The 14,342-nt window shown below is 71.6% G+C and carries 1 protein-coding gene; it reads right to left on the bottom strand.

What is annotated here, in order from left to right; translation table 11 throughout:
• Positions 1-65: 65 nt before the first annotated feature.
• Entirely contained in the window at positions 66-14,321 is a 14,256-nt protein-coding gene (locus NP777_RS23470; protein ID WP_256652155.1) for a type I polyketide synthase, read from the bottom strand.
• Positions 14,322-14,342: the final 21 nt, after the last annotated feature.

Below are 14,342 nucleotides of genomic sequence, written 5' to 3'. Positions count from 1 at the left end.
TATTACGAGTCAAAGAAGACTGAAGAGTGAAAGGAGGCCAGAGAACTGCACCTCGGCGGTCACATTTAGCTGAGCTCATTTTCGATGAAATCGAAGAGGTCGTCGTCCGACGCGTCGTCAAGCCGCTGCGTAATGTTCTCAGCGCCCGTCGCTCCGCCCTCGCCACCGTTCAGCTTGGCGAGGAGCATCTGGAGTCGGGATGCGATGGCCATTCGCTCGGCATTGTCCGGCTCAGCCGTGGAGAGTGATGCCTCGAGTTTTTCCAGATCCGCGATCAGCGGAGTGGCGGAAGTCCCTTCGTCGGGCAGTACGCCCGCTCGTACGTGTTCTGCGAGAGTCCTTGCGTTGGGATAGTCGAAGACCAGCGTGGTCGGCAGCCGGAGTCCGGTGTCCGCGTTCAGCCGGTTTCGGAATTCTACCGCCGTGAGCGAGTCGAATCCCAATTCCTTGAAGGCGCGGTCGGATTCCACGCCCTCCATACCGGAGAATCCGAGAACCGCGGCCGCGTGACCGCGTACCAGGTCGAGGACGGCGCGCTCCCGCTCGCCCGGAGCCAGCCCGAGAAGCCGTTCCCGCAGCCGCGATCCGCCCTCGGCATGGGCCTCCTCCGCGGCACGGGCCTGCTCCAGGGCCGATACGACCTCGGGCAGTTCGCCGAGGAGCGGGCTGGGCCGTCCGATCGTGAACGCGGGGGCGAACCGCTCCCAGTCCACGTCGGCGACCGTCACCACACCGTCGTCACCCGCGACCGCCCCCTGCAGCGCGGCGATCGCCAGACCGGGCGCCATCGCGGGCAGGCCACGACGCGCCAGCTGGTCGCCGCCGTCGCCGGCCGCCATACCGCCCTCGGCCCAGGGACCCCAGGCCACGGCGGTACCGGCGAGACCACGGGCGCGGCGGTCCTCCACCAGCGCGTCCAGGTAGGCGTTGGCCGCACCGTACGCGGCCTGGCCACCACTGCCCCACACACCGGCGATCGAGGAGAAGACCACGAAGGCGTCGAGTTCACGGTCGCCCAGCAGCGCGTCCAGATGGCCGGCTCCCGCCGCCTTCCCCGACACCACCGACGCCGCGTCCGCCAGACCCATCCCGGCCAGCTCGGCAGCCTGCTCCACACCCGCCGCGTGGAAGACGGCCCGCAGCGGGAACTCCTCCGGAACGGCGTCCAGCACCGCGGCCAGTTGCTCACGGTCGGCCACGTCACAGGCCGCCACGGTCACCCGGGCGCCCAGCGTCTCGAGCTCCGCACGCAGCTCGGGCGCGCCCGGCGCCTCGAGGCCCCGGCGGCTGGTCAGCACCAGATGCTCGGCCCCCTGGCCCGCCGCCCACCGCGCGATCCGGGAACCCAGCGCGCCCGTACCACCGGTCACCAGCACCGAACCACCGGCTCGCCACGACCGCTCCGCACCCTCACCGGCCCCGGCCCCGGCCCGCACCAGGCGCCGGACGAACACCCCGGAACCGCGCACGGCGATCTGGTCCTCATCGCTCCCGGCGGACAGCACACCCACCAACCGGCCCGCGGCCCGCTCGTCCAGCACCTCGGGCAGATCGACCAGACCACCCCAGACCTCGGCGTGCTCCAGCCCCACGACCCGGCCCAGACCCCACACCTGCGACTGCGTCACACCGGCGAGCCGGTCCGAACGCCCCACCGACACCGCGCCCCGCGAGGCACACCACAGCGGGGCCCCGGCGCCCACCTCCACCAACGCCTGCACCAGCGTCAGCGTGGAGGCGAAGCCGCCGGACAGCGCGGGGTGTTCCGGGCAAGGCTCCTCGTCCAGGGCGAGCAGCGACAGCACACCACCCAGCTCGGGCACGTCCGCGATCACCTCACGCAGCCGCTTCCCCAGGACCTCGGCGTCCAGGTGGTGCTCATCCACCACCAGCGACACCACATCCGCGCCATGCCGTTCGAGCCCGGAGACAACACCGGCCACCAGCTCGTCCTCGGCGCGCGACGCCGGAACCACCGCCAGCCACGTCCCCGACAACGACCCACCGGTCACGTCCGCGACCGGCTTCCAGGACACCCGGTAGCGCCAGCCGTCGATCGTCGACTGCTCGCGGTTGCTCCGGTGATACGCGGACAGCGCGGGCAGGACCGTACTCAGCGGGGCATTGCCATCGACGTCGAGCGCCTCGGCAAGCGCTTCGAGATCCTCGCGCTCGACCGCTTCCCAGAATCGCGCGTCCACCGAATCCGCGGCGGTCGAACCGGCATCCCGGCCGCCACCGGCCGCGGACGTCTCCGGCCAGAACCGCTCGCGCTGGAACGCGTATGTGGGCAACTGCACATGGCCGGCACCGCGGTCCGCGAATACCGATTCCCAGTTCACCGTGCCACCGTGCGCATGCAATTCGGCCAGCGCCGTCACCAACGCCCCCGCTTCGGGACGCTGCTTGCGCAGCACAGGTACCAGCATTGCCGCTGAAGTGTCTTCGGCACTTTCCGCGAGGCAGTCCTGTGCCATCGCGGTGAGCACACCATCGGGACCCACTTCCAAGAACCTGGTCACACCCAACGCCTTGAGCGAACGTACCCCATCCGCGAACCGAACCGCCTCACGCACATGCCGAACCCAATAATCCGGAGAACACGTCTCTGCTTCCGATACCGGCCCACCGGTGACATTGGACACCAGCGCCATGGTCGGTGGTTCAAAAGAGACCTCACGGACCACGTGGCCGAACGCGTCCAACATACTGTCCATGAGGCAAGAGTGAAACGCATGAGAGACCCGCAAACGCCTAGTCTTTGCGCCCTTCGCCGTCCATGTGTCCGCCACCTCCTGGACCCCGGCCGCTTGGCCGGCGATCACCACTGCCGACGGGCCGTTGACCGCCGCGATGCTGATCTCGTGCTCGCGGCCGGCGAGTGAGGCGGCGACCTCCTCCTCTGATGCCTGGATGGCGACCATCGCGCCGCCCTCGGGCAGCGCCTGCATCAGCCGGCCGCGCGCCGCGATCAGCTTGCACGCGTCCTCCAGCGAGAACACCCCGGCCACATGCGCGGCCGCGATCTCACCGATGGAGTGGCCGATCACCACATCCGGGGTGACGCCGAAGTGCTCCAGCAGCCGGAACAGCGCCACCTCGACCGCGAACAGCGCGGGCTGGGTGAACGCCGTCTGGTCCAGCAGCTCGGCGTCCGCACTGCCCTCGGCCGCGAACAACACCTCGCGCAGCGGCCGGTCAAGCAGCACGTCCAGGTGCGCGCACACCTCGTCCAGGGCACGGGCGAACACCGGGAAGGCGTCGTACAACTCCCGCCCCATGCCCAGGCGCTGGGCGCCCTGACCCGAGAACAGGAACGCCGTCTTACCACCCGGTACGGCCTGCCCCTGGACGACTCCGGAAGCGATCCCGCGCCCGGCCACGGCCTCGAGACCGCGCAGCAGGGCTTCCCGGTCCTCGCCGACCAGCACGGCCCGGTGCTCGAACACCGAGCGGCTCGCCAGCGCGTACCCCACGTCCAGCGCCCCGAGGTCGGCCCGGCCCGCCACATGCGCGTGCAGCCGTTCGGCCTGCGCCCGCAGCGCCTCCGGGGTCTTCCCGGAGACCAGCCACGGCACCACGTCCATCGGCTCGGCCGTTCCGGGGGTCGCGGTGTCCGAGACCTCGGACTCCTCGACGGCGGGGGCCTGTTCGATGATGGTGTGCGCGTTGGTGCCGCTCAGCCCGAACGAGGAGATGCCCGCCCGGCGGGGTCGGTCGGTCTCCGGCCACGCGGTGGTCTCGGTCAGCAGCCGCACCTCACCCGCCGACCAGTCCACCTGCCGCGACGGCTCGTCCACATGCAGCGTCTTCGGCAGCACGCCGTGCCGCATCGCCATCACCATCTTGATCACACCCGCCACACCCGCGGCGGCCTGCGTATGACCGATGTTCGACTTGATGGCCCCCAGCCACAGCGGACTTCCCTGCGGCCGGCCCTGGCCGTACGTCGCCAGCAGCGCCTGCGCCTCGATCGGGTCACCCAGCGTCGTACCCGTACCGTGCGCCTCCACCGCGTCCACCTCGGACGCCGACAACCCCGCACTGGCCAGCGCCTGACGGATCACCCGCTGCTGCGAGGGACCGTTCGGCGCCGTCAGACCGTTCGAGGCACCGTCCTGGTTGATGGCACTGCCACGCACCACCGCCAGCACCGGGTGGCCGTTGCGGCGGGCGTCCGACAGCCGCTCCACGAGCAGCATGCCGACACCCTCGCCCCACCCGGTGCCGTCCGCCCCGTCGGAGAACGGCTTGCACCGACCGTCGGGGGCGAGTCCACGCTGACGGCTGAACTCCACGAACGAGCCCGGCGTCGACATCACCGACACACCACCGGCCAGCGCCAGGTCGCACTCGCCCTGACGCAGCGCCTGCATGGCCATGTGCAGCGCCACCAGCGACGAGGAGCAGGCCGTGTCCACCGTGACCGCGGGGCCCTCGAGACCGAAGGTGTAGGAGATGCGCCCCGACGCCACGCTGGCCGCACTGCCCGTGCCCAGGTGACCTTCGAGGTCACCCTGCTCGTCCAGCCACAACCCGGCGTAGTCCTGGCCGTTCGTTCCGACGAACACACCCGCCCGGGTGCCCCTCAGCGACTCCGGAGCGATACCGGCCCCCTCGAACGCCTCCCACGAGGTCTCCAGCAGCAGCCGCTGCTGCGGATCCATGGACAGCGCCTCACGCGGCGAGATCCCGAAGAACCCCGCGTCGAAGTCCGGGGCGCCGTAGAGGAAGCCGCCCTCGCGTGCGTAGGAGGTGCCGGGCCGCTCGGGGTCTGGGTCGTACAGCCCGTCGAGGTCCCAACCGCGGTTGGCGGGGAATTCGGCGATGGCGTCGCCGCCCTCGGCGACCAGCCGCCACAGCTCCTCCGGGGTATGGACATCCCCGGGGAAGTGGCAGCTCATCGCCACGATCGCGATCGGGTCATCGTCCACGGCGACGGCCCTCGGCTCGGCCGCGGCCACGGCCGGCTGAGCGGTGCCGAACGCCTCGGCGTCCAGGTAGTCGGCCAGTTCGACGGCGCTCGGATAGTCGAAGACCAGCGTGGCGGGGAGACGCAGCCCCGTCGCGACGTCCAGCCGGTTGCGCAGCTCGACCGCGGTGAGGGAGTCGAACCCGAGGTCGCGGAAGGCCCGGCCGGGCTCGACCGACTCCGCCGAGGCATGGCCGAGCACGGCGGCCGCGTGCCCCCGCACCAGTTCCAGTACGGCCTGGTTCCGCTCGGTCGCCGACAGCCCGGCGAGCTTCTGGGCGAAGGTGGCGGCCTCCGCCTCGGCACCGGACTCGACCGCGGTCAGATGCCTGTGCGCCTCGGGGATGTCGCTGATGAAAGCAGCGCCGCCGGAGGCGGCATGTGCCGAGGCCAGGCGCTCCCAGTCGATGTCCGCGACGACGAGGGACGCCTCGTCATGGCCGACGGCCCAACCGAGCGCCGCCACGGCCAGCGCCGGGTCCATCGCGGCCACCATGCCGCGGTGGACCCGTTCCCCGGCGCGCCCCTCCACGGCCATACCGGCCTCGGCCCACGGCCCCCAGGCGACCGCCGTACCGGCGAGTCCGGCACCACGGCGCAGCACCGCGAGCGCGTCCAGGTGGGCGTTGGCCGCCGCGTAGGCGCCCTGTCCGGGGCCGCCCATGACACCGGCGAACGACGAGAACAGCACGAAGGCGTCGAGATCCAGATGTGCCGTCAATTCGTGCAGCCGCCGCGCGCCCGTCACCTTCGCGCCGAGCACCCCGGCGACCCGGTCGACGGACAGACCGTCCAGCACACCGTCGTCCAGCACACCAGCCGCGTGCACCACTCCGCGCAGGGGGAACTCCTCGGGGATCCCCGCCAGCGTCTCGGTGAGCGCTTCGCGGTCGGCCACATCACACGCGACCACCGAGACCAGCGCGCCCATGGCCTCGAGCTCCGCCTTGAGCTGGGGCGCACCGTCGGCCGCCAGGCCGCGGCGGCTTGTGAGGACGACGTGCTCCGCGCCCTCGCGCACCGCCCAACGGGCCACATGCGCGCCCAACGCCCCCGTACCACCGGTCACCAGCACCGAGCCGGTCGGCCGCCAGGCTTCGCCGCCCGACGACGCGACACGCGCCAGCCGCCGGACGAACACTCCGGAGCCCCGCACCGCCGCCTGGTCCTCGGCGCCCTCGGCGGACAGCACACCGGCCAGCCGCGCCACGGCACGCTCGTCGAGTACCTCGGGCAGATCGACCAGGCCACCCCAGATCCGGGGGTGCTCCAGGGCCGCGACCCGGCCGAGGCCCCACACCTCCGCCTGCACCGGGCTGGTGACCCGGTCCGAACGCCCCACCGAGACCGCGCCCCGGGAGGCGCACCACAGCCGAACGCCCAGGTCCAGCCCGGCCAGGGCCTGCACCAGCCGCAGCGTCAGCGCGAGTCCCGCCGCGACCACCGGCTCCTCGGCGAGGGGCTCCTCGGCCAGGCCGAGCAACGACAGCACGCCGACCTCGGACTCACCCTCGAGTGCGCCGAGCAGTGCCCGGACCAGCCCGTCGGGGTCCGTGTCGGCGGCAACCGGCACCGGTACCGCTCGGGCGCCGTACTTCTCGAATCCATGGCGGATCGATGTGGTGACGTCGCTGTCCGCCAGTCCGGCCGGCACCACCAGCAGCCAGGTCCCCGACAGGGACCCGGTGGCCATGTCCGGGACCGGCTTCCAGGAGACGCGATAGCGCCAGCCGTCCACCGTGGCCCGGTCACGCTGCTGACGGCGGTACGACGACAGCACGGGCAGCAACTCGCTCAGCGAGCCCTCCCCGTCAATCTCCAGCGTCTCGGCGAGAGCCTCCAGGTCCTCGCGCTCAACCGCCTCCCAGAACCGGGCGTCCACGCTGTCGGCGGCGGCGGAGCCACCCGACGCGCCCCCCGCGTCCTCCAGCCAGTAGCGCTGTCGCTGGAAGGCATAGGTGGGCAGTTCGACCTTCCGCGCGCCGCGTCCGGCGAAGAGCCGTTCCCAGTCGACGGTGACGCCGTGGGCGTGGAGTTCGGCCAGCGCCGTCGTCAGCGCCTGCGGTTCGGGGCGGTCCTTGCGCAGCGCCGGTACGACGACCGAGGCCGACGCGTCCGCCGTCAGGCACTCCCGGGTCATCGCCGAGAGCACACCGTCGGGGCCCACCTCCAGGAAGGTGGTCACACCCTGCGCCTCGAGTGTCCGTGCTCCGTCCGCGAACCGCACGGCCTCCCGCACATGGCGCACCCAGTACTCCGGCGAGCAGACCTCGTCCGCGCCCGCCGACTTGCCCGTCACATTGGACACCAGCGCGATCGAGGGCGGTGCGAACGACAGGCCCTCGACGACCTTGCGGAAGTCGTCCAGCATCGCGTCCATACGCGGCGAGTGGAACGCGTGGCTGACCCGCAGGCGACGGGTCTTACGCCCCTGCTCCGCCCACTGCCCGGCGATCTCCAGCGCCGCTCCCTCGTCACCGGCGATGACCACGGAGGTCGGGCCGTTGACCGCCGCGATGCTCACCTCGGCCGCACGCCCGGCGAGTGAGGTGGCGATCTCCTCCTCGGTCGCCTGGACGGCCACCATGGCGCCGCCCTCGGGCAGCGCCTGCATCAGCCGGCCACGAGCGGCCACCAGCGCGCACGCGTCCTCCAGCGAGAACACCCCCGCCACATGCGCCGCCGCGATCTCACCGATCGAATGCCCGATCACCACATCCGGGGACACGCCCCACGCCGACAGCAGCCGGAACAGCGCCACCTCGACCGCGAACAGCGCCGGCTGGGTGAACGCCGTCTGATCCAGCAGTTCGGCGTCCGCACTGCCCTCCGCCGCGAACATCACGTCCTTCAGCGGACGGTCCAGCAGCACATCCAGATGCGCGCACACCTCGTCCAGCGCACGGGCGAACACCGGGAACGCCTCATACAACTCCCGCCCCATACCAAGGCGCTGCGCACCCTGACCCGAGAACAGGAACGCCGTCGAACCCGAGGTACGCGCGGCGGACTGAACCACTCCCGGGGCGGTCTCACCGGCCGCGACGGCCTCGAGCCCCCGGAGCAGTTCGGCGCGATCCGCGCCCGTGACCACCGCACGGTGTTCGAGGACCGAGCGCGTCGCCACCAGCGAGTAGCCCACATCCAGCGCGCCCAGTTCGGTGCGCTCCAGCAGACGCGACCTCAGCCGTTCGGCCTGGGCGCGCAGGGCCTCCGGGCTCCGGCCGGAGAGCACCCAGGGAAGGACGCCGTGGTCCTCGGCGGGAGCCTCGTCCCGCACCGCCTCGTCGTACACCGGGGCCTGCTCGATGATGGTGTGCGCGTTGGTGCCGCTCACCCCGAACGCCGACACACCGGCCCGGCGCGGCTGACCCGTCTCCGGCCACTCGATGGCCTCGGTCAGCAGCCGCACCTCACCCGCCGACCAGTCCACCTGCCGCGACGGCTCGTCCACGTGCAGCGTCTTCGGCAGTACACCGTGCCGCATCGCCATCACCATCTTGATGATCCCGGCGACACCGGCGGCGGCCTGCGTATGACCGATGTTCGACTTCAGCGCGCCCAGCCACAGCGGGCGGCCCTCCGGCCGCTCCTGACCGTACGTCGCGAGCAGCGCCTGCGCCTCGATCGGGTCACCGAGCATGGTGCCGGTGCCGTGCGCCTCCACCGTGTCCACCTCGGCGGCCGACAGGCGGGCGTTCGCCAGCGCCTGCCGGATGACCCGCTGCTGCGAGGGGCCGTTCGGCGCCGTCAGACCGTTGGACGCGCCGTCCTGGTTGATGGCGCTGCCACGCACGATCGCCAGCACCTGGTGGCCGTTGCGCTCGGCGTCGGACAGCCGCTCCACCAGCAGCATGCCCACGCCCTCGGACCAGCCCGTGCCATCCGCGGCGTCCGCGAACGGCTTGCACCGGCCATCGGGCGCCAGTCCACGCTGACGGCTGAACTCCACGAAGGCCGCCGGTGTGGCCAGTACGGTCACACCGCCGGCGAGCGCCATGTCGCACTCGCCCTGACGCAGCGCCTGCGCGGCCTGGTGCAGGGCGACCAGCGACGACGAGCACGCCGAGTCCATCGTCATCGCGGGCCCCTCGAGGCCCAGGGTGTAGGAGATGCGACCGGACACGACCGAGGTCGAGTTACCGGTCAGCAGCTGTCCTTCCAGCTCCTCGGCCAGCTCGCCGCCACCGGACCCGTAGCCCGAGGTGGCGGCCCCCACGAACACGCCGATCTGGTTGCCGCGCACGGACGTGGGAGCGATACCGGCGCGCTCGAACACCTCCCAGGAGGTCTCCAGCAGCAGCCGTTGCTGCGGATCGATGGCGAGCGCCTCACGCGGCGAGATCCCGAAGAACGCCGCGTCGAACTCGCCCGCCTCGTGCAGGAAACCGCCCTCGCGCGAGTAGAACGTGCCCGAGCGCTCGGGGTCCGGGTCGTACATCCCGTCCACGTCCCATCCGCGGTTGGACGGGAATTCGGAGATCGCGTCGCTGCCGCCGACCACGAGGTCCCACAGATCCTCCGGGCTGTGCACCCCGCCCGGGAAGCGGCAGCTCATGCCGACGATCGCGATCGGATCGTCATCGACCCGAGCCGCCACCGGCACCGGCGCGGCCACCGCACCCCGCGTGCCCAGCACCTCGGCACGCAGGTGGTCCGCCAGGATCGACGCGTTCGGGTAGTCGAAGACCAGCGTCGCCGACAGCGCCAGCCCGGTCTCCGCGTTCAGCCGGTTACGGAGCTCCACCGCGGTCAGCGAGTCGAAGCCCAGCTCCTTGAACGCGCGCTCGGCGTCAACCGTCTCCCCACCGGCGAACCCGAGGACCGCGGCCACATGGCCACGCACCAAGTCGAGCAGGGCCCGGTCGGTCTCCGCCTCGGTCAGCCCGGCCAACCGCTCCCGCAGGCCCGACGAGGCATCCGCCCCGCCGGACGCGCCCGCGGCCTCGAGTACCTTCGCGACCTCGGGGAGGTCTCCGAGCAATGGGCTCGGCCGCCCCAGGGTGAAGGAGGGGGCGAACCGCTCCCAGTCCATATCGGCGACCGTCACCGCACCGTCGTCACCCGCGATCGCGCCCTGCAGGGCGGCGATGGCCAGCTCCGGAGCCATGACGCGCAGGCCACGACGGGCGAGTTCCCTCCCCGCCCCCTCCGCGGCCGCCATACCGCCCTCGGCCCAGGGGCCCCAGGCCACGGCGGTACCGGCGAGGCCCCGCGCACGGCGGTCCTCCACCAGCGCGTCCAGATAGGCGTTGGCGGCGCTGTACGCGGCCTGGGCACCGCTGCCCCACACACCGGCGATCGACGAGAAGACCACGAACGCGTCCAGCTCCCGGTCGCCCAGCAGCTCATCCAGGTGCGCGGCACCGGCGGCCTTCCCGGACACCACCGCCGCCGCGTCCGCCAGGCTCATCCCCAGAAGCTCGGCCGCCTGCTCGACACCCGCCGCGTGGAACACCGCGCTGAGCGGAAACTCCTCCGGGATGTCGGCGAGGACAGCGGCCAGCGCGTCACGGTCCGCCGCATCACACGCCACCACGGTCACCCGCGCGCCCAGCGCCTCCAGCTCATCGCGGAGTTCGGCAGCGCCCGGCGCGTCGAGGCCGCGTCGGCTGGTCAGCACCAGATGCCCGGCACCGCCGCGCGCCAGCCAACCGGCCACCTGGCCGCCCAGCGCACCGGTGCCGCCGGTCACCAGCACCGTGCCACGCGCCCGCCACGGCCGCTCCGCGCCCACACCCGCGTCAGCCCTCACCAGACGCCTGGCGAACACCCCCGAGCCACGGACCGCGAGCTGGTCCTCACCGTCCCCGGCGGACAGCACACCGGCCAACCGGGCCGCACCGCGCTCATCCAGCGACTCGGGCAGATCCACCAGACCGCCCCACACCGCGGAGTGCTCCAGCGCCACGACCCGTCCCAGACCCCAGATCTGCGACTGCGCCGCGCCGGTCAGCCGATCCCAGCGCCCCACCGACACCGCGCCACGCGTACCGCACCACAACCGGGCCGGAACATCCGCCTCGACCATCGCCTGCGCCAGCACCAGGCTCTGCGCATAACCACCCGACAGCGCCGGGTACTCCGAGTTCGGCTCCTCGTCCAGGGCGAGCAGCGACAGCACACCACCCAGCTCGGGCGTCTGCCCGACGACCTCACGCAGCCGCCCCGCCAGCACGCCTCCGTCCAGGTCCCGCTCGTCCAGCACGAGCGACACCACACCCGCACCATGCCGCTCGAGCCCGGCGACGACCCCCGGGACCAGCTCGTCCTCGGCACGGGACGCCGGAACCACCACCAGCCACGTCCCCGACAACGACCCTTCGGCCACGTCCGGAAGCGGCTTCCACGACACCCGGTAGCGCCAGCCGTCGATCGTCGACTGATCGCGGCTGCTGCGCCAGTACGCCGACAGGGCGGGCAGCACCGCGCCCAGCGACGCCTCGTCCTCGAAGTCCAGCGTCCTCGCGAGCGATTCGAGGTCCTCCCGCTCCACGGCCTGCCAGAACCGAGCATCCACCTCGTGGCGGATGCCGAGATCGGCACCGGCCTCGTCGGACTTCTCGGCCCAGTAGCGCCGACGCTGGAAGGCGTAGGTCGGCAGGTCGACCCTGCGGGCCCCGAGACCGTCGAAGGCCGAGGTCCACTCGACGACGGACCCGTGAACGTGCAACCTGGCCAGCGCCGTGGTGAGGGCCACGACCTCCGAGCGGTCCTTGCGCAGCCCCGGCACGATCACGGGCGCCGAGGCGGCCTCGGACCGTTCCGACAGGCAGTCCTGCGCCATCGCGGAGAGCACACCGTCGGGACCCACCTCCAGGAGGGTAGTCACGCCCTGGCCCTCGAGCGCCCGCACTCCGTCCAGGAAGCGCACGGCCGCCCGCACATGCCGCACCCAGTACTCCGGCGAACACACCTCGGCGTCCGAGGCCACCCCGCCGGTCACATTGGAGACCAGATCGATGGAGGGCGCGGCGAACGAAAGCCCCTCGACGACCTTGCGGAAGTCGTCCAGCATCGCGTCCATGCGGGGCGAGTGGAACGCGTGGCTGACCTTCAGCCGACGGGTCTTACGACCCTGCTCCGCCCACTGGGCGGCGATCTCCAGCACAGCGGCCTCGTCACCGGCGATGACCACGGAGGTCGGGCCGTTGACGGCCGCGATGCTCACCTCGGCCGCACGCCCGGCCAGCGACGCCGCGATCTCCTCCTCCGACGCCTGCACCGCCACCATGGCGCCGCCCTCGGGCAGCGCCTGCATCAGCCGGCCACGGGCCGCGATCAGCGCGCACGCGTCCGCCAGCGAGAACACCCCCGCCACATGCGCCGCCGCGATCTCACCCACCGAGTGGCCGATGAGGACATCCGGGGTGACGCCGAAGTGCTCCAGCAGCCGGAACAGCGCCACCTCGATGGCGAACAGCGCGGGCTGGGTGAACGCCGTCTGGTCCAGCAGCCCGGCATCGGCACTGCCCTCCGCCGCGAACATCACGTCCTTCAGCGGACGCTCCAGCACCACGTCCAGGTGCGCACACACCTCGTCCAGCGCCTGGGCGAACACCGGAAACGCCTCGTACAGCTCCCGCCCCATGCCCAGGCGCTGCGCGCCCTGACCCGAGAACAGGAACGCGAGGGTGTCCTCCACCCGTGCCGTGCCCTGAATGGCCTGAGCCACGTTCTCGCCGGTGGCCAGAGCCTTCAGGCCGCGGAGGAACTCGTCCCGGTCCCCGGCGACCAGGGCGGCGCGGTGCTCGAAAGCCGATCGGGTCGTGGCCAGGGAGAAGCCGACGTCCGTCAGCGCCGAATCCGGTTGGGCGCTCAGCTGGGTGTGGAGCCGGCCGGCCTGGGCGGCGAGCGCCTCCGCGCTCTTGCCGGACAGCAGCCACGGCAGGGCAACGGACCGCTTGGCCCGCTCCGCCCCGGGGGCCATCGTCCCGGGTTGTCCATCTTGTCCATCACGGTCGGCTTCCGGAGCCTGCTCGATGATGGTGTGCGCGTTGGTGCCACTCACCCCGAACGAGGAGATGCCCGCCCGGCGCGGTCGGTCCGTCTCCGGCCACGCGGTGGCCTCGGTCAGCAGCCGCACCTCACCCGCCGACCAGTCCACCTGCCGCGACGGCTCGTCCACATGCAGGGTCTTCGGCAGCACGCCGTGCCGCATCGCCATCACCATCTTGATCACACCCGCCACACCCGCGGCGGCCTGCGTATGACCGATGTTCGACTTCAGCGCGCCCAGCCACAGCGGGCGGCCCTCCGGCCGGCCCTGGCCGTACGTCGCCAGCAGCGCCTGCGCCTCGATCGGGTCACCCAGCGTCGTACCCGTACCGTGCGCCTCCACCGCGTCCACATCAGCCGTCGACAGCCCCGCGTTGGCCAGCGCCTGCCGGATGACCCGCCGCTGCGACGGACCGTTCGGCGCCGTCAGACCGTTCGACGCACCGTCCTGGTTGATGGCGCTGCCACGCACCACCGCCAGCACCGGGTGGCCGTTCTTCCGCGCGTCCGACAGCCGCTCCACGAGCAGCATGCCGACACCCTCGCCCCACCCGGTGCCATCGGCCCCGTCGGAGAACGCCTTGCACCGACCGTCGGGGGCCAGTCCACGCTGACGGCTGAAATCCACGAACAGACTCGGTGTCGTCATCACCGACACACCACCGGCCAGCGCCAGTTCACACTCGCCCTGACGCAGCGCCTGCATGGCCATGTGCAGCGCCACCAGCGACGCCGAACACGCCGTGTCCACCGACACCGCGGGGCCCTCGAGACCGAAGGTGTAGGAAATACGCCCCGACATCACGCTGACCGCGCTGCCCGTCAGATAGCCCTCGAGCGCACCTGTCTCATAGAGATGGCTCGAGTAGTCCTGACCGTTCGTGCCGACGAAAACTCCGACCGGCTTCCCGCGCAGCGACGACGGATCAATGCCGGTCCGCTCGAACGCCTCCCAGGACGCTTCCAGCACCAACCGCTGCTGCGGGTCGGTCGCCACGGCCTCACGGGGAGATATTCCAAAGAACTGCGGGTCGAACTCGTCGGCGTCGTAAAGGAAACCGCCCTCGCGGGCGTAACTCGTCCCCGGGTTGTCCGGGTCCGGGTGGTACAGCCCCTCGACATCCCAGCCGCGATTCGTCGGAAATCCGGAGATGACGTCGGCGCCATCGACGAGGAGCTGCCACAGTTGCTCCGGAGTCCGCACGCCCCCAGGAAAACGACAGCTCATCCCGACAATGGCGATGGGCTCTCGCGATGCCTCGACCAGGCGCTGATTCTGTAGCTTGAGGCGGTCGTTTTCCCGCAGGGAAGCGCGCAGCGCTTCGACGACTCTCTCGGAGGACGTAGCCATCAGTTGCTCCAAATTTCCAAA

Source organism: Streptomyces rugosispiralis, assembly GCF_024505145.1.
GTDB classification, from domain to species: domain Bacteria; phylum Actinomycetota; class Actinomycetes; order Streptomycetales; family Streptomycetaceae; genus Streptomyces; species Streptomyces rugosispiralis.
The sequence above is the reverse complement of the archived record's forward strand: the minus strand, read 5'-3'. Positions and strand labels throughout refer to the sequence as shown.